Here is a 16,879-nt window from a genome sequence, read left to right on the forward strand (position 1 = left end):
ATCGCCTTGCCACGACCCGGTCCGTACCGTCGTGAACGTATCCGGTTCCCGGAGTGGGAACGGATGGAGGACACAGTGCCGGAGGAGACGGGGATGCCGCCGATGACACCAGGGGCGCACGATGACGTCGCGCACCGACCGGGCCGGAGCCGCTGATGCTCTGGTCCGTGTTGATCGCGGTGGCGGGGGCCTTCAGCCTGGCGTTCGGTTCGGCGATGCAGGAGCGCGACGCCGTTCGGGCCCCTGGAGGGAGGGTCGCCCGAGCGGGTTTCCTCCTGCATCTGCTGCGCCAGCCCCGTTGGCTACTGGGCAGCGGTGCGGCCGTGTTGGGCGCGACGCTGCACCTGGTCGCCCTCAGTGGGGCGCCCCTGACCATCATCCAGCCCATCGGTGTGACGGGCCTGTTGTTCGCCATCGTGCTGTCGGCGTTGTTCAACCGACAACGGGTGCCCCTCTCGCAGATCCTGGCCGGGGCCGCCGTCATGGTGGGTCTGGTCGGTGTCCTGTGGTTGTTCCCGCACGGTGCTCAGAGCCCCGTGATGTCGACCGGGACCGCGCTGTGGCTGTCCGGGATCGTCATCGGCTCGGGCACCATCGTGTACGTCACCGCCCAGTGGATGCCCAGCAACGCACGCGCGCTCGCGCTCGCCCTGGCCGGCGGGGCGGCGCTGGGCACCACCTCCGGGTTGGCCCGGGTGGTGTCCGCCAACACCATGGCCGACCCGATCCACCTGTTCGGTTGGCTGACGGTGTTGGCCATCGTCACCGCGGTGTTCGGAGCCCTGCTGTTGCAGAACGCCTACCGCACCGGTCACTTCGCCGCCGCCTACGCCACCCTGCTTATCGCCGACCCGGTGGTCGGGGTGGGCATCGGCGTCCTCCTCCTGGGAGAGGGTGTGCCCGACACCCCGCTGACGGCCACCGCGGCCGCGCTCTTCGCCGTCCTGGCGGTCCTGGGCACGGTGATCCTGGCCCGTTCCCGCCACCGAAACCCGGAGGCCGTTCCCAACGCTCCCACGACCACCACCGCCCACGGCCGCTCCCACTGAGGCATCGGCGACCGCCGCGAGCACCGCCACGTCGAACGAAGGAGTTCCCACCATGTTCCACCCCGAGAGTCCACTGAACGTGCTCATCGCGTCGGACACCTACCCGCCGGACGTCAACGGCGCCGGGTACTTCACCCATCGCCTGGCGGAGGGGCTGGCCGAGCGGGGGCATCGCGTGCACGTGGTGTGCCCCTCGGCGGAGGGCGAGCCGTACGTGACGGTGAACGGAAGGGTCACCGAACACAGACTCAGGTCGGTCCCGATCCCCTTCCAATCGGACATGCGGGCGGCCCTGCCACTGGGGATGGGAGGACACATATCCCGGATCCTGCGGCGCCTGGACCCCGACGTCGTCCACATCCAGAGTCATTTCACGCTGAGCCGTTCGACGCTGCGGCGGGCACGTTCGGTGGCCGTGCCGGTGGTGCTCACCAACCACTTCATGCCGGACAACCTGTACGCGCACGCCCGGGTGCCGCGGTCGATGCGGCGGGCCGCCGGCGCCGCCGCCTGGCGGGACATGGTGCGGGTGGCGATGGAGGCCGACCACGTGACCACGCCGACCCCGCGCGCGGCGGCGTTGCTGCGGGAGAAGGGGTTCGCCCGCGACATCGAGGCGATCTCCTGCGGGATCGACCTGGAACGTTTCCACCCGTGCTCGGATCGGTCCGGGCCGCGTGCCCGGTTCGGGTTGCCCGACCGTGCCACGGTGGTGTTCGTGGGGCGTCTGGACGAGGAGAAGCGGATCGACGAGACGATCCGGGCCCTGGCCAGGATCGTGCCGGAGCGGGACGTGCAGTTGGCGCTGGCCGGGACCGGGCAGCGTGAGGGCGAGCTGAGGGAACTGGCGGCCCGCCTCGGCGTGGCCGACCGCGTGTTCTTCCTGGGGTTCGTACCGGACGAGGACCTGCCGTCGGTGTACGCGGCGGGTGACGCCTTCGCGATCGCGGGCGTGGCCGAGCTGCAGAGCATCGCGACGTTGGAGGCGATGGCGACGGGGCTGCCGGTGGTGGCGGCCGACGCGATGGCCCTGCCGCACCTGGTGTCGGAGGGGCACAACGGGTACCTGTTCCCGCCGGGGGACGACGCGGTGCTGGCCGAACGGCTGCTCGCGGTGCTCGGTCCGGACCGGGAGAAGCTGGGGGAGGCGAGCCGTGAGGTCGCCCTGGAACACGACCACCACCGGTCGCTGGAGCGGTTCGAGCAGGTGTACCGGAGACTCCGAGAATGGGGGGCGGCCGTCCTACCGGGGGAGCGTTCCCTGGTCGCCTGAACGACCGGTGCCCGGAGAACATCGGCCAGCAAAAGCGACATAAGCGGCTAATGCCACTTTCCGCATTCTTTGCGTAGCCAACAGTGATGTTCGGGCGATACGGGAAACACAAGTGGTTGTGTGGTTCGAAGGCATCAGTGGACAGACAGGCCTCGGCCGGACCGCCAAGGGCGGTAACACGACCGAGGGCCTCAGCGATCGACTGCTCAGCGCCGAGCGGGAGGCGGGGTTCCATGAGCGAGACATGTCGGCGTTCGAACGTGAACGGATCGACCTGGAGCACCGGGTGAACCGGATGGAGGCGGAGCTGGATTCCCTGCGCAAGAGAAGGCTGGAAGCCTACGCGCGCTGGTGGAACGCTCGCGACGACCGTGACCGGGCCCGACACGTCTGTCGTCGGATCCGACGCAAGATCGACAAGACGCGCCGAAGAGGGGACGGCGAGTGAGACCACGGAACCGATACCCGACCGATGAACGCGACACGTCCGCCACGTGTCGCGTTCGACGTGTGAGGCCCCCTGGGATCCGCCCTCCCGCCACGGCCCCGCGTCACATGGTGGGCTCGTCGTCGGTGGTGAGCGGGTCGATGTCGTCCTCCACACCGCGCGCCGCCTGCCGCAGGGCGTCCAGGGTCACCCGCACCGCCGGCCTGCGCAGCGACGCCGGCCGCAGCACCGCGTACACGTGCCGGACCGGGGGCGAGGGCAGTTTCCGGTAGACCAGCCCCGCCGGAGCGCCCACCATCGCCAGCGCCGGGACCGCGGCGATTCCGATCCCTCTCGACACCAGGCTCAAGATCGTGCCCAGACCCTCGAACTCCCAGGTGGCGGCGGGCAGGCCGCCGGCTTCCTCGAAGAGCTTGTCCGTGCCGTAACGCGAACGCTCGCCCTCGGGCGCCACGATCCACGACTCGTTGAGCAACCGGTCCAACACCAGCGGGAACGACGGCTCCGCCAACCGGTGGTCCTCCGGGACGGCCAACACCATCGGGTCCCGCAGCAGGTGGACGTGGCGCAGTGCGCTGTCCGCCCCCCGCCCCGGGTGCTTGCCGGTCCAGTCGTCGACGATCGCGACGTCGACCTCGCGGGAACGCACCTTCTGCGTTCCGGTGGACAGCAATGTCTGCCGCAACACCAGCTGCATGCCCTGGTGCCGGCGCAACGGCGGCGCCAACTCGGGCGCGAACGCCACCGCGGCGGTCGGGAAGGCCGTGACGGTGACCACGCCCAAGGCCACGTCCGCCTGTTCGGCCAGGACCGACTCGGCCGCCTCGACCATCGCCAGGATCTCCTCGGCCTGGACCACGAGCAGCCGACCGGCATCGGTCAGCTCCGCCCCGCGAGGAGAGCGATCCAGCAAGGCCACGCCCGTCTCCCGTTCGAGCGTGGTCAGTTGCTGTGACACCGCCGAAGGGGTGTAACCGAGGGCGTTCGCGGTGGCGACGATGGTGCCCCGAACGCTGAACTCACGGAGCAACTGCAGACGATGGAGATCAAGCATAAGGACATCTTACGCTCAGCATCAAAAAGACGCGCTTGTGCTGATGGCGATCGATGGGCAGGCTGGAACACAGAAGAGGTCAGACGAAGAGCGGAACACCGGCTCGGGGTCTGGCCCCGCGCCTAACGCCATCTCGGAGATGAGTCGTCCATGACCGTCACTGTGTCCGCCACTCTCGCCGTCAACGAAGCACTCAACGAGAAGCGTCGCCAAGGGGTACGCGTGCTTCCACTCGGCTTCGGTGAGGCCGGCCTTCCGGTACACCCCGTCATGCGCGACCACCTCTCCGCGGGAAACGGCGCCAACGCCTACGGGCCGGTCGCCGGATCGGCGGCGCTCCGCGAGGCGGCCGCCGGCTACTGGAACCGCCGAGGACTGGACACCGACCCGGACCTGGTCATCGCGGGCCCCGGCAGCAAGCCCCTGCTCTACAGCCTTCTCCTGGAGATCGGCGGTGACACCGCCATCGCCGCGCCCAGCTGGGTCAGCTACGCGGCACAGAGCCGCCTGGTCGGCCAGAGCCCCATCATGGTGCCGACCGCCACCGGACAGGGCGGCGTACCCCAGCCCGACCTACTGCACGCCGCCGTCACCGACGCCCGCGAGCAGGGTCGCACCGTCAACGCCGTCGTCGTCACCCTCCCGGACAACCCGACCGGGACCGTCGCCGACGTCGAGACCGTCCGACGGCTCGCCGACGTCGCCCGCGAACTCGACCTCATCATCATCTCCGACGAGATCTACCGGGACCTCGTCCACCTCGACTCCGACGGCGAGGACCGCGTCGTCGTGCACAGCCCCGCCGAGTTCGCGCCCGAACGCACCGTCATCTCCACCGGCCTGAGCAAGAACCTGGCCCTGGGCGGCTGGCGGATCGGCGTCCTGCGCCTGCCCGACTCCGAGATCGGTCACCGGCTGCGCGGCGGACTCCTGGGGGTGGCCAGCGAGATCTGGTCCAGCCCGGCCGCACCGGTCCAGCAGGCCGCCTCGCACGCCTTCGCCGAACCCACCGAGCTCGTCGACCACATCGACCGCAGTCGCCGTCTGCACGGCATCGTCGCCCGAGCCGTCACCGACGTCTTCGTCGCGGCCGGGGCGAACGTCGCCGCGCCCAGCGCCGCCTTCTACCTGTACCCGGACTTCGAGCCCGTCCGGGAGCGCCTGCGGACCCTGCACGGGGTCACGACCGGGCCCGAGCTGACCGGACTGTTGCTGGACGGGTACGGCATGGGCGTCCTGCCGGCCGTGGAGTTCGGGGAGAGCCCCCACACCCTGCGCATGCGGGTGGCCACCAGCCTGCTCTACGGCGACTCCGAGGAGCGTCGTTACGCGGCCCTTTCCGCACACGATCCCCTGGCGCTGCCGTGGATCCGCGCCCACCTGGACCGACTCACCGAGGTGCTCGGCGGTCTGCTGGACAAGGGCCCGGCCCACGCCGCCACGGTCGTCCCGGTGCGACGCGAGGTCGCGCGGTCGGTGAGCTGATCCGGCCCCCACAGCTTGTGGCCGCCTCGTTTTAAGGGGGCGCGGCGGACACAACCGACGGGTCCCTCCCCATATCTCTCCCGGGGAGGGGCCCGTTCGTCATGTTCGGGGACGGTGGCACGGCGGGGTCACGGCCGCTGTGGGTCAGGCCCCCTGCGTCTGCGCCGACCGCTCGGCCAGCTCCCGGCTGGGGGCGATCACCGACCGGTAGTGCGCGACGAGGTCGGTGTTGACTGCGGCCCAGGTGCGGTGCTCCACCGAGGGCCGGGCCGCGGCCCGCATCGGCTCGCGCACCCGGTGGTTGTGCGCCAGCCGGCCCACCGCCACCTTCAGCTCACGCGACGAGTCGGGCGCGAACAGCAACCCGTTGTGCTCGTCGGTGATCAGGTCCAGCGGGCCACCCGCGGCGGGGGCCACCACCGGCACCCCGGAGGCCAGCGACTCCTGGACGGTCTGGCAGAAGGTCTCGTCGGCCCCGGTGTGCACGAACACGTCCAACGCCGCGTACAGCCGGGACAGGTCCTGGCCGGTGCGCTGACCGGTGAAGACCGCGTCGGGCAGCATCCGGCGCAGCCGGGTCCGGTCGGGACCGTCACCGACCACCACGATCCGGATGTTGCGCAGGCGCGCCAGGTGACCCAGCAGCTCCACGCGCTTGTCCTTGGACAGCCGGCCCACGTATCCGACGAGCGTCTCGCCGTTCGGGGCCAGACGGCGCCGCAACCCCTCGGAACGGTGGTCGGGGTGGAACCGGTCGGTGTCCACCCCGCGACGCCACAGGGCCAACCGGGGGAATCCGCGGTCCGACAACGCCTCCATCGTGGCGGAGGAGGGCACCAGGGTGCGGTCCACGGCGGAGTGGATCCGGTGCAGCAACGACCAGAGCGCCTCGGTTCCGGGCAGACCGTACCGACCGGCGAAACCGGCCAGGTCGGTCTGGAACACGCCCACGGTCGGCAGCGCCCAACGTCGCGCCACGTCCACGGCGGCGGCACCGAAGAGGGTGGCCCGGTGGGGTGTTCGGGAAGGTGTCGACGAGCGGGGTCATGGGGGACATGCGAACGGGCTCCCAACGCCGGAATATCGCTGCTCCCGACGCTAGGCTCGGAGTGTGAACCGGGGTCGCAGCCCGAGCGAACCCGCCCCGTCGGAAGGGGGAGGGTTGGAGGATCGGGCGGTGACGAGGCGTGTACGGTCGTCTGGCCGTCGTGTGACCCCGGGATGGCATGATCGCCGAAAACGTTGCAGGACACACCTTTGAGGAGTCGATCGGTGACCCTGGTGGAATGGTCGAAGCTGGTGTTCGAGGAGCTCGAACTGTCCGGGAGCGAGCCGCTCCAGAAGGCCGACGTCGACAGGATCCTCGACCTGGCCCGCGACGCCGCGCACTCCGTCGCCCGCCCCGCGGCACCGCTGACCACCTATCTGTTGGGTGTGGCGGTCGGTAGGGGGGCGGACCCGGAGGAGGCCGCGGCCGCGCTCAGCAGGCTCGCGCTGGCCCACGCCGAGGACGAGGACAAGGCGGACTGAGGGTGCGCCCCGTCGCGCACCCGAGGTGACACCGGCGCGGCGCAACGTTCATGTCGAACACATGTGATTCGTTCGTTACGCGTCAGTGTCATTCTTTGCCGATATCGAAATGCACCCACCTGTGCCGATGTGACTCCGCGAACAACGGTCCCTCTGTTCCACCCTCGGATCTCTCGGCCCCACGCACTCACCGAAAGGGAGATCCCCTGTGGACCAACTCCTTGAGATGGCCGGCATCATCAGCGACGTCATCTGGGGACCCTTCGTCCTCATTCCGTTGTTGTTGGGTGTCGGTGTCTTCCTCACCATCCGGCTGCGCCTCCTTCAGCTGCTCAGGCTCCCGCACGCCCTTTGGCTCGCCCTCGTCCGTCGCAAGGAGGACTCCTCCGTCGAGGGCGACATCTCCCACTACCAGGCACTGAGCACCGCGCTCGCCGCCACCGTCGGCGTCGGTAACATCGCGGGCGCCGCGCTGGCCATCGGTGTCGGTGGCCCGGGCGCGCTGTTCTGGATGTGGTTCATCGGCATCTTCGGTATGGCCACCAAGTACAGCGAAGCCCTCCTGGGGGTGAAGTACCGCCGCACCGACGCTAAGGGTGAGCAGAGCGGCGGCCCGATGTACTACCTCAAGTACGGGATCAAGGGTGGGCTCGGCACCTTCCTCGGTGTCGCCTTCGCGGTCTTCGGCGCCATCGCGGCCTTCGGTATCGGTAACGGCACCCAGGCCAACACCGTGGCCCAACAGGTCAGCAGCGTCACCCCGCTGGAGCCGTGGGTCATCGGCCTCGCTCTGATGATCCTGTCCGGCGGAGTGATCCTCGGTGGCATCAAGAGCATCGGTCGTGTCGCCTCCGGCCTCGTGCCGATCATGATCATCGGTTACGTCGGCATCTGCCTCGTCGTGCTCATCGCCAACTGGCAGTCGCTCCTGCCCGCCTTCCAGCTGGTGTTCACCGACGCCTTCACCGGGACCTCCGCCGTCGGCGGTTTCGCGGGCGCCGGTGTCATGCTCGCCATCCAGATGGGCTTCGCCCGCGGCATCTTCTCCAACGAGTCCGGGCTGGGCACCGGTGGTATCGCCGCCGCCGCGGCCAAGACCAAGGAGCCGGTCCGTCAGGCCATGGTCTCCATGACCCAGACCTTCATCGACACCATCATCGTGGTGAGCATGACCTGCCTGGTCATCATCGTGACCGGTGTGTGGCAGGGAGACGAGGCCGAGGACGGTTCGCTGCTGACGTCGCAGGCCATGACCGAGGGGCTGGGTGCCATCAGCCCCACCTTCGGTACCGCGGGCGCCTACGTCGTCGCGGCCTCCGTGGCCGTCTTCGCCTTCAGCACCCTGCTCGGCTGGGCCTACTACGGTGAGCGGTGCGTGGAGTTCCTGGGCGGACGCAAGCTGGTCCTGCCCTACCGACTCATCTTCATCGTCATCATCTTCATCGGTTCGGTCGCCAGCCTCGACTCCGTCTGGCTGTTCAGCGACATCGCCAACGGCCTGATGGCGCTGCCGAACCTGGTGGGGTTGCTCCTGCTGTCCCCGGTCATCGTGGCGGAGAGCAAGAGGTTCTTCGGTCACCCCGATTGGCGTAACCCGGACGCGGTGATGGACGACGTCCAGCGCTAGCCGACTCGCACGCCCCACGGGGAGAATATGAAGGGGGGACCGGTCCGCACGGGCCGGTCCCCCCTTCGTGTGATCACCACCAGGCGTGGAAATGGTGCACGGGGCCCTGGCCGCCGCCGGCGTCGATCTCGTCGGCGTGGCGCAGCGCCTCGGTCAGCCAGGTCTTGGCGTCGGCCACGGCGGTGGCCACGTCCGGGCGTTGGGGGATCAGCGCGGCGATCGCGGAGGACAGGGTGCAGCCGGTGCCGTGGGTGTTGCGGGTCGCCACGCGCGTGGCGCTCAGCTCGACCGGGGCGGACTCCCCGTCGACCAACAGGTCGACGCTGTCGGTACCCGGCAGGTGACCACCCTTGAGCAGGACCCGACGCGGCCCCAGCTTCAGAAGCCTCTCGGCCTGGGAGCGCATCGTGGCCAGGTCCGTGGCCTCCTCCTCGCCGAGCAGGTCGGCGGCCTCCGGCAGATTCGGTGTGAGCAGGTCGGCGCGCGGCAGCAGTTCTCCGCGCAGCGCCTCCATCGCCGAACGCTCCAACAACCGGTCGCCGCTCTTGGCGACCATCACCGGGTCCACCACCACGTTCGGCAGCCCGTGTCGGTCGATCGCGGCGGCCACGGCCTCGGTGACCTCGGCGGTACCCAGCATTCCCACCTTGACCGCGTGGACCGTGGCGTCCCCGAACAGTGTCTCCATCTGGTCGACGACGAACGAAGCGGGGACACCGTGAACCCCGGTGACCCCGCGCGTGGACTGGGCGGTCAACGCCGTCACCACGCTCATCCCGAAGACCCCGTGGGCGGAGAACGACTTCAGGTCCGCCTGGACGCCGGCGCCCCCACTGGGGTCGCTTCCGGCGATGGACACGACGTTGTGCACGCTCATGGGCGTTCCTTCGCTAGTACGAACTAGGGCAGGTTCGACGGGTGTGCTCTCAGCCGGGTCGTTTCCCCGGCACCCCGCGCCGTCGGGGTCGAAGCGCCGTGAAGCGCTCGCTCGACCCCGACTCGGTATGTGGTTGTGGGTACGACTCTAAGGGTCAGACGGAGACGCTCTGGTGACCGGCCTCGTGCTCGCGCTGGGCGCGGGTGCGGTGCTCCCACACGATCGAAGCGACCACGATTACGAAGCCGAGCGCGGTGAAGGCCAGCGTCACGGGCACGTCGGTCATCGGCAGGATCTCTCGCTCCTCGGACTGCCAAGGCCACAGGGCGCGCAGCGAACCGGCCATGAGACCGGTGAGCACGACCAGGGTGACGTGGTGGTGGTTCTCCAGCAGGAACTGCAGGACCTTCACGAACAGGGCGAGACCGGTGATCATGCCGAGCACGAAGACCGCGATGTAGGGGATGTCGACCGAGCGCAGGGCGGCCATGGTGGGCTCGTACAGACCCAGGGCCAGCAGGATGAAGGATCCGGACAGACCTGGAAGGACCAGGGCGCAGATCGCGACCGCGGCGGCGATGAACACCACCACGGGATGGGTGGGCAGGTTGGCACCCGGCAACCCGGTGAGGAAGAAGGAGAGCGCGGCGAAGACCAGGGCCAGGAGGTAGTGCCAGGCCTTCCAGGTCTTGCCCGCGCCGGTGTAGGGGATCCACAGGCAGGCCAGTACCAGTCCGAAGAAGAGGGCGTAGGCGTACTGGGTGTGGCTCTCGACCAGGGGCGCCAGGAAGACCGCGGCGAGGATGAGCGCGAAGGCCATACCGATCAGGGCGGGGATCAGGACGCCCCAGTCCACCTGGCGGAACTGCTCCCGGGCACGGTCCTTGCCGCGTCCTCGGGGCACGTCGGTGACGTAGCGCTTGATCCCGCTGACCGCGTGGCCCGCGCCACCGATCAGCTTGTCGTAGAGACCGACCATCAGGGCGACGGTGCCGCCGCTGATACCGGGCAGTGCTTCGGAGGTGCCCACGGCCCCGCCGCGCACCGCGTTGAAGATGTAGGAGCCTACTGAGTTGGCCATGAATGCTCGGGCGCTTCTTCCGGGGAGCCGGAAAGGGGACGCCGTCCTCCGTCCTGATGGTGTCGCCGGTCCCGTATCCACGGTGGACCGGACGATCAAAGGGGTGCTTGGGTCGGCGCGGACCTCGATGAATCCGCCGATGGTACGATCCCGGGCCCAACGCCGAGGTTCGTCACTCCGGCCACACGATGGGGGAAGGGGACCGCGGCCCCCGGGCCGGGTGTGGCCATTCTAGCGTCGTCGATGAGGGCGGAAAGCGTCCCGGAACTGTCCTGGAGACATCGAGAGGGCGCCGAAACCGCGTTTCGGATGCTTAATGGTGTACTGACTCGGAGACCGAAATGAGGGGTACCACAGAGGGAGGTCGAGGGGACCCCTCGGAGACCTCCACGGGTCACCGCGATCGGGGACTGTGGGCGCCCTCATCGGCCACCGAAGTGGCCCAACGGTAGTCCTGTTTGCCCACGGCGGTGCGCCGGACCCGGTCCACGAAGTGCACCGTCCGGGGCACCTTGAACCCGGCCAACCGAACCCGGCAGTGGGCGCGCAACGCCTTCTCGTCCGGGTCGCTTCCGGGGGCCAACGAGACCAGGGCCGTGACCCGCTGGCCGAGGTTCTCGTCCGGGGCGGGCACCACGATCACGTCGTCCACCGACGGGTGGGCCTTGAGCACGGCCTCCACCTCCTCGGGATACACTTTCTCCCCGGCGGTGTTGATGACCACGCTGCCCCGGCCCAACAGGTCGATCGAACCGTCCGTGGCCCGGGTCCCGTAGTCGCCCGACAACGCCCAACGTCGCCCCTCGGCGTCGGTGGGAAAGGTACGAGCGGTGGCGATGGGGTCGTTGTAGTAGCCCAAGGGGATCCGGCCGGTCCGCGCGATCCGTCCGACCTGTGGCGACCCCGGCCGCAACGGACGCAACGCGTCATCCAGCACCGAGATGCTGCCGCCCATGGTGAAGCTGCGACGGTCGGTGGCGTCGGCGACCGTGGCCGCCTCGTCGGGGGCGGTCGCCGAACCGCACACACCCGTCTCCGAACCCCCGTAGGAGTCGGCCAGGGTCACGTCTCCGCGCCAGGCCCTCCACAGGTTGCGCACCGCCGGGGTCAACGGGGTACCACCGGAACGCACCGAGGTCAGGTCAGGGCACAGTTCGGGCTCGGTGAGCAGGTGCCGCGCCAGGGGACGCGCCATCGCGTCGCCCACCAGCTGGAGCGCGTGCACGCCCTCGCGGTGCGCCAGTTCCAGCACACGGTCCGGCCGGAAGCTGCGGTCGGTGGACAGCACCACGCGCTTGCCGCACAGCAGCATGCTCAACGCGTGCCACTGCCCGGCCGCGTGCATGACCGGACCCAGGACCAGCATGCGCTGCGGGAAACAGCGAACGGCGCGTTCGGCCACCTCATCGGGGGTGCGAGCGCGCGGCGTGCCGGGGGACCGGCGCTCCACGGCGGCGCGAAAGACGTCGGCCTGGCGCCACAGCACACCCTTGGGGTAACCCGTGGTGCCGCCGGTGTAGAGCAGGTAGTGGTCGTCGCCGCTCGTGCCGGGGAGCGCGCTCCGGGGGGTTCCGACGTCCTCGCCCTGCGCGGTCAGGGCGGACTCGTAGTCCGTCCCCTCGGCGGTTCGCTCGGTGCCGTCGGCCAACAGCAGCACGTGGCGCAGTCGTGGCAGATCCGGTCGGATGGCCGTGACCGTGGCGGCCAGGGAGTCCTCGGCGATCAGCGCCGCCGCGTGCGAGTCGGACAGTACGTGTCGCAGTTCACCGGCCACGTACCGGTAGTTGACGTTGACCGGCACCGCTCCGGCGCGCAGCACACCGAGGAACGACTCCATCCACTCGGCCCGGTTGAACGACAGGATCGCCACGTTCTCACCAGGGCGCACACCCGCGCCGACCAGGTGTCGGGCCAATCGGGTGGCCCGTTCGTCCAAGGCGCGGTAGGTGAGCCGACGTGGGCCCGCGACGAGGGCGATCCGCTCCGGTACGGCCTCGGCCACCGCCGCCATCAGCGCAGGGAGGGAGAAAGGGGTATCCGAAGACGTGTGTGGCACGGCAGATCCTCCCTGGCGTTCGTGTGACGGCCGTCCCCGGCGAAGACGCTCGCGGCGGCTGTGACTGTACGGCGACCGTACCCGTCAGAAACCGGGCTGATCGTGGTGAGGGCTGTGTACCGCGTCACCTGCGCGACCATGCCCGTGACCCCCTTGTGACCGGGGTTCGGAAGAGCCCCGCTCAGGCGGTGTACCGGCATGGAGCGCACATGGGTTTCGGGCGTCGGTCGCGCGCGGTGATGTCGGCCACCTCTTGTGTGCTCACCGGATGATCTGCTCAACTCTTGGGGATCCCGCCGCGGAGGCTCTACCCGGCCCCACGGTGGGTATCTACTGTCTGACATCGGTCAATGGTGATCGGAGCGGCTAGATGACCACCCAGAACCTGGGACAGCAGGACTCCGCCGGAAACCCCGCCGGACACGCACTTTCCAGCTCGGACCACATCGAACTCGCGCAGGCCAGATCGGCGCACAACTACTCACCCCTTCCCGTCGTGATCTCCGAGGGCCGTGGCGCCTGGGTGACGGACGTCGAGGGAAAGCGGTACCTCGATTGCCTGGCCGGGTACTCGGCCATGAACTTCGGCCACCACAACCCCGACCTCCTGGCGGCGGCGCACGCCCAGCTCGACCGGGTGACGTTGACCAGCCGGGCCTTCTACAACGACCGGTTCGGACCATGGGTGAGAGACCTGGCCGACATGGTCGGCAAGCAGAAGGTCCTGCCGATGAACACCGGTGCCGAGGCGGTGGAGACCGGCATCAAGGTGGCCCGTAAATGGGGCTACGAGGTCAAGGGCGTTCCCGAGAACCAGGCGACCATCGTTGTGGCGGGCGCCAACTTCCACGGACGCACCACCACCATCATCTCCTTCTCCTCGGATCCGGAGGCGAAGACGGGTTTCGGCCCCTATACGCCGGGCTTCCGCTCCGTGGCCTACGGGGACGCCAAGGCCATCGAGGACGCCGTCGACGACACCACGGTCGCGGTGCTCATCGAGCCGGTACAGGGCGAGGCGGGCGTGATCGTGCCGCCCGCGGACTACCTGCCCCGGGTCCGGGAGATCTGCGACGACAACCGCGTGCTGTTCATCGCCGACGAGGTACAGGCCGGACTGGGTCGCACCGGCACCATCCGGGCCTGTGAGCACAGCGGGGTGGTCCCGGACGCCTACCTGTTCGGCAAGGCGCTGGGCGGCGGCATCCTGCCGGTTTCGGCCATGGTCGCCGACGAGGACGTGTTGGGTGTCATCCAGCCCGGCCAGCACGGGAGCACCTTTGGCGGCAACCCGCTCGCCGGGGCCGTCGGAGAGACGGTCGTGCGCATGCTGAGTGAGGGCCCCTACCTGGAGAACGCCCGCAAACTGGGCGAGGTCCTCAAACGCCGGCTGGACGAGTTCGTTGGCGACGGGGTGGTCTCGGCGCGCAGCATCGGCCTGTGGGCCGGCGTGGACGTCGACCCCGAACTGGCCTCCGGCAAGGAGCTGTGCAAGCGGCTCGCCGAGCACGGGGTCCTGGTCAAGGACACGCACGGTTCCACCGTGCGGATGTCGCCGCCCCTGGTGATCACCGAAGAGGACCTCAACTGGGGTCTGGACCGCTTCGCCGAGGTCATCGCCGAACTCAAGGCGGAGAAGAAGTAGCGACGGGGGAGCGGGGGCCGTTCGCGGCCCCCGCCTCCACCGGCCGTCCGAGCGTCGATCGAGAACCGGGTCAGGAGTCGGTGTCGGAGTCCGCCTCGGCGGCCTCCTCCGCACCCTCGTCGGCGGCGGGTTCGTCCTCGGGCTCGCCGTTCACCGGGTCCAGCGGACCACCGAGTTCACGGGACAGTTTCTCCGGGGACACGCTCTCCAACCGGTCGCGGGACTGGTACAGCACCCGTTCGGGACCCTCCAGGATCTGTAGGCGCACCCGCTCGGCGACCGAGCGCTGCCCCTCGGCGGTCGGATGGAAGCTCGCGCGGTCCACCTTCAGCCCCTCGCCCAGTTCGCCCAGAACGATGCCGTTGAGCCAGGCGTCGTCCGCGCTGACCTCGTGGCCGGTCAACGAACTGAACACGTTCACGTACTCCACGCTGCCGACCTGGCGCGAACCGTAGACCTCGCCGTCCACCCGGTAGGCGGTGTCGCGGATGCGGTCGTTGAACCGCTGGGCGACGGTGTTCAGCCAGAGTTGGTCACCGTTGGAGAGCGTGTAGTACATGCCGGGCGGCTCCTCCGGGAAGAGCCTCGGGTAGCCCAGGACCAGGACACGGGCGTCGGGGGCGCGGTCGCGGATCTCACCGAGCACCTCGGTGAGGGTCTCCTCGAACGTGTCCATCTTCTCCTCGACCTCGGCCTCCTGGTCGGTGCAACCGGTCCGCTCCAAGAGGGGCATGCGCACGATGCAGGTGCGCAGCACCGAGATGAACCCGAGGTCGTTGCCGCCGATGCCCACGGTCACCAGCGAGGTGTTCTCGGTGACGCGTTCGAGCTGGGACTCGGAGGTGCCGACCTGTTCGAGCATCTCCGAGCCGCGGTGTCCACTGCACGCGTAGAACCCCAGGGAGCCCACGAAGTCGAACTCCTGCTCGATGAGCTTGGGGTAGGCGTTCTCCGAGCGCCAGCACTCGCCGGGTTCGGCGGTCTCGGGGTCGTATTCGCCGGCGCCGTCACCGGAGGAGTAGGAGTCGCCCAGGGACACGTAGTTGCCCCACAGCGCGGCCTCCTCGGGTTCCACGCGCACCCGCCAGTCGATCTCCTCGTCCTCGGTGATCGGTGGCAGCGCCTCGCCGGGGCAGACCCCGCCGGTGACGTCGCACCACAGGGCCAGGATCCCGTCGCGGCTGACGGGGACGGCCATCACGACGACCATGACCAGGACCAGGGCGGTCGCGACGATCACGGTGACCTTGGATCGGCGGCGTCGCCTGGGCGGCTCGGCGTCCTCGATGTCGAAGGCGTTCGCGCCGGCGCCCGGCACCTCGGGCGGGTGGTGAACCTCTGAGGGGGTGTTCTCCTCGGCGGCACCGTCGTCATCGGGACCGGGGGTCCCCTCGGGCACGTCCGGCCCACCCTCGCGTGATGACACGGCCGCTAGCCTCCCGCGTTACTCGGGCCTGTGGTCCAGCAGCCAGACTACCCGTGGTGATTCGTGCGGATTACGTCCGGAACCGGCCGTGTGAGGGGTTCTCCGGGGTGTGGGGGCCGACCCGTGGGCATGGAGATGACGAGGCGCCCCAGCGGCGGCCAAGCCCGCTGGGACGCCCCGAACCCGTGCCAGGGAGGCGCGCTTACGACTCTGCCCGCATCACACCCCCGCGGTCACCCGTGGAAGACCACAAAGAATCGGTGTGGATTCCTGGCTCACTCGTACGGACCGGGGCTCCGCCGGTGTGCCCGCGCCCCGGTTCCACCGGTGTGGGCCGCGTGACCAAAGAGGGGGCTGGAATCTTTGTCGGCTTCCACGACTGATGAATCGTGGATCCGCCGATACGTTTCCACTGCAAGTCGCCGAATCGTCAAGGGGACCTCTTGAACCTGCTCATCACCGGTATCACCACCCAGTCCTCCATCGCCTACGCGATCGCGGAGGAGGCCATGAACCAGGGCCACGACGTCATCCTGACGAACCCGCCCGGACGCGCCTTCTCCATCTGCGAGCGCATCGCCAAGCGGCTGCCCAAGGAACCGGTCGCGGTGCTGCCGATGGACGTCACCGACCCTGAGCAGATCAAGGCCACCGTCGAGGCGATCGGTGAGCACTGGGACCACTTGGACGGGGTGCTGCACGCCATCGCCTACGCCCCCGAGTCCGCGCTGGGCGGCAACTTCCTCAACACCGACTGGGAGGACGTCTCCAAGGCGATCCACATCTCCGGTTACTCCCTGGCCGCCCTGACCGTGGGCATGCGCGACCTGCTCGCCAAGGCCCCCGAGGGCGCCGGCGTGGTGTCGCTGACCTTCGACGCCAGCGTCGCCTGGCCGGTCTACGACTGGATGGGGTCGGCCAAGGCCGTCCTGGAGAACTCGGCCCGCTACCTGGCCCGTGACCTGGGCCCGGACCGCATCCGCGTGAACACGATCTCCGCCGGCCCGATCAAGTCCCTCGCGGGTGGGTCCATCCCCGGTTTCTCCCAGATCGCCGACTCCTGGGGCGACCACTCCCCGCTGGGCTGGGACACCAAGGACACGTCGGTGGTCGCCGGTCCGGCCCTGTTCCTGATGTCGCCCGCCGCCCGCGCCATCACGGGCACGGTCATGCACGTCGACGGCGGCTACCACGCCATGGGTGCCCCCCTGGCCCCCGCAGAGCCCGAGAACGACTAGGGACCGGGCGGTGGAGGCGGCGGGGTTCGAGGAGGGCGAGACCTCCGAACGCTAAGCTGTGGGATCCCCCCATCCCCCAGATGGCAAGGC

The 16,879-nt window shown here is 69.3% G+C and carries 14 protein-coding genes, 1 pseudogene and 1 riboswitch; of the genes and pseudogenes, 8 read left to right on the forward strand and 7 right to left on the reverse strand.

What is annotated here, in order from left to right; translation table 11 throughout:
• The first annotated feature begins 155 nt into the window (after window positions 1-155).
• The 3 genes from ACWGSK_RS12280 to ACWGSK_RS12290 all read left to right on the forward strand — a co-directional run bounded on the left by ACWGSK_RS12280 (window position 156) and on the right by ACWGSK_RS12290 (window position 2,770).
• The gene (locus ACWGSK_RS12280; protein ID WP_452455842.1) at window positions 156-1,049 is read left to right on the forward strand and encodes a DMT family transporter; all 894 of its coding nucleotides are present in this window, start codon (window positions 156-158) and stop codon (window positions 1,047-1,049) included.
• Between the two features lie 52 nt (window positions 1,050-1,101).
• The gene (locus ACWGSK_RS12285) at window positions 1,102-2,322 is read left to right on the forward strand and encodes a glycosyltransferase (RefSeq protein WP_452455843.1); all 1,221 of its coding nucleotides are present in this window, start codon (window positions 1,102-1,104) and stop codon (window positions 2,320-2,322) included.
• A gap of 118 nt (window positions 2,323-2,440) precedes the next feature.
• Window positions 2,441-2,770: a hypothetical protein gene (locus ACWGSK_RS12290; RefSeq protein ID WP_452455958.1), complete on the forward strand. Its 330-nt coding sequence runs from the start codon at window positions 2,441-2,443 to the stop codon at window positions 2,768-2,770.
• Window positions 2,771-2,873: 103 nt separating this feature from the next.
• On the opposite strand, the gene ACWGSK_RS12295 is transcribed toward ACWGSK_RS12290, so the two are convergent.
• Window positions 2,874-3,824 carry a LysR family transcriptional regulator gene (locus ACWGSK_RS12295; protein WP_452455844.1) on the reverse strand — a complete coding sequence of 317 codons (951 nt, stop codon included), beginning with the start codon at window positions 3,822-3,824 and terminating at the stop codon, window positions 2,874-2,876.
• Between the two features lie 150 nt (window positions 3,825-3,974).
• Here ACWGSK_RS12295 and ACWGSK_RS12300 point away from each other — a divergent pair, with 150 nt between their 5' ends.
• Entirely contained in the window at window positions 3,975-5,309 is a 1,335-nt protein-coding gene (locus tag ACWGSK_RS12300; RefSeq protein ID WP_452455845.1) for a pyridoxal phosphate-dependent aminotransferase, read from the forward strand.
• A 144-nt stretch (window positions 5,310-5,453) separates the two neighbouring features.
• Here ACWGSK_RS12300 and ACWGSK_RS12305 read toward each other — a convergent pair whose 3' ends face one another.
• Together ACWGSK_RS12305 and ACWGSK_RS12310 are read right to left on the reverse strand one after the other, a co-directional pair.
• On the reverse strand, window positions 5,454-6,074 hold the full coding sequence (locus tag ACWGSK_RS12305; RefSeq protein WP_452455959.1) for a glycosyltransferase: 621 nt from the start codon (window positions 6,072-6,074) through the stop codon (window positions 5,454-5,456).
• A pseudogene (locus ACWGSK_RS12310) lies at window positions 6,072-6,311 on the reverse strand (glycosyltransferase); the annotation flags it as partial. The pseudogene ACWGSK_RS12310 and the gene ACWGSK_RS12305, both read right to left, overlap by 3 nt.
• Window positions 6,312-6,581: 270 nt before the next feature.
• Here ACWGSK_RS12310 and ACWGSK_RS12315 point away from each other — a divergent pair.
• Entirely contained in the window at window positions 6,582-6,839 is a 258-nt protein-coding gene (locus ACWGSK_RS12315) for a DUF6457 domain-containing protein (RefSeq protein ID WP_452455846.1), read from the forward strand.
• Window positions 6,840-7,047: 208 nt separating this feature from the next.
• Window positions 7,048-8,466 (forward strand): alanine/glycine:cation symporter family protein, encoded by a 1,419-nt coding sequence (locus ACWGSK_RS12320; RefSeq protein WP_358508917.1) that lies wholly within the window; start codon window positions 7,048-7,050, stop codon window positions 8,464-8,466.
• A gap of 73 nt (window positions 8,467-8,539) precedes the next feature.
• On the opposite strand, the gene thiD is transcribed toward ACWGSK_RS12320, so the two are convergent.
• The 3 genes from thiD to ACWGSK_RS12335 all read right to left on the reverse strand — a co-directional run bounded on the left by thiD (window position 8,540) and on the right by ACWGSK_RS12335 (window position 12,480).
• Window positions 8,540-9,343 carry a bifunctional hydroxymethylpyrimidine kinase/phosphomethylpyrimidine kinase gene (gene thiD / locus ACWGSK_RS12325; protein ID WP_452455847.1) on the reverse strand — a complete coding sequence of 268 codons (804 nt, stop codon included), beginning with the start codon at window positions 9,341-9,343 and terminating at the stop codon, window positions 8,540-8,542.
• A riboswitch (TPP riboswitch) is annotated at window positions 9,332-9,430 on the reverse strand. (Overlaps the previous gene by 12 nt.)
• A gap of 67 nt (window positions 9,431-9,497) precedes the next feature.
• On the reverse strand, window positions 9,498-10,424 hold the full coding sequence (locus tag ACWGSK_RS12330) for a DUF368 domain-containing protein (protein ID WP_452455848.1): 927 nt from the start codon (window positions 10,422-10,424) through the stop codon (window positions 9,498-9,500).
• Window positions 10,425-10,818: 394 nt separating this feature from the next.
• Window positions 10,819-12,480, reverse strand: a complete 1,662-nt coding sequence (locus ACWGSK_RS12335) for an acyl-CoA synthetase (protein ID WP_452455849.1) — start codon at window positions 12,478-12,480, stop codon at window positions 10,819-10,821.
• Between the two features lie 370 nt (window positions 12,481-12,850).
• Here ACWGSK_RS12335 and rocD point away from each other — a divergent pair, with 370 nt between their 5' ends.
• Window positions 12,851-14,125 carry an ornithine--oxo-acid transaminase gene (rocD, locus tag ACWGSK_RS12340; RefSeq protein ID WP_358508924.1) on the forward strand — a complete coding sequence of 425 codons (1,275 nt, stop codon included), beginning with the start codon at window positions 12,851-12,853 and terminating at the stop codon, window positions 14,123-14,125.
• Between the two features lie 70 nt (window positions 14,126-14,195).
• Here rocD and ACWGSK_RS12345 read toward each other — a convergent pair whose 3' ends face one another.
• Window positions 14,196-15,551 (reverse strand): SGNH/GDSL hydrolase family protein, encoded by a 1,356-nt coding sequence (locus ACWGSK_RS12345; RefSeq protein WP_358508925.1) that lies wholly within the window; start codon window positions 15,549-15,551, stop codon window positions 14,196-14,198.
• Between the two features lie 443 nt (window positions 15,552-15,994).
• On the opposite strand from ACWGSK_RS12345, the gene fabI reads away from it, so the two are divergent.
• Entirely contained in the window at window positions 15,995-16,789 is a 795-nt protein-coding gene (gene fabI / locus ACWGSK_RS12350; protein ID WP_358508927.1) for an enoyl-ACP reductase FabI, read from the forward strand.
• The last annotated feature ends 90 nt before the right edge of the window (window positions 16,790-16,879 follow it).

Source organism: Nocardiopsis sp. NPDC055551, from assembly GCF_053619415.1.

Bases quoted from the DNA above. Each gene is read 5' to 3' on its own strand.
- ACWGSK_RS12280 (WP_452455842.1), top strand. From the start codon at position 156: ATGCTCTGGTCCGTGTTGATCGCGGTGGCGGGGGCCTTCAGCCTGGCG.
- ACWGSK_RS12285 (WP_452455843.1), top strand. From the start codon at position 1,102: ATGTTCCACCCCGAGAGTCCACTGAACGTGCTCATCGCGTCGGACACC.
- ACWGSK_RS12295 (WP_452455844.1), bottom strand. From the start codon at position 3,824: ATGCTTGATCTCCATCGTCTGCAGTTGCTCCGTGAGTTCAGCGTTCGG.
- ACWGSK_RS12300 (WP_452455845.1), top strand. From the start codon at position 3,975: ATGACCGTCACTGTGTCCGCCACTCTCGCCGTCAACGAAGCACTCAAC.
- thiD (WP_452455847.1), bottom strand. From the start codon at position 9,343: ATGAGCGTGCACAACGTCGTGTCCATCGCCGGAAGCGACCCCAGTGGG.
- ACWGSK_RS12330 (WP_452455848.1), bottom strand. From the start codon at position 10,424: ATGGCCAACTCAGTAGGCTCCTACATCTTCAACGCGGTGCGCGGCGGG.
- rocD (WP_358508924.1), top strand. From the start codon at position 12,851: ATGACCACCCAGAACCTGGGACAGCAGGACTCCGCCGGAAACCCCGCC.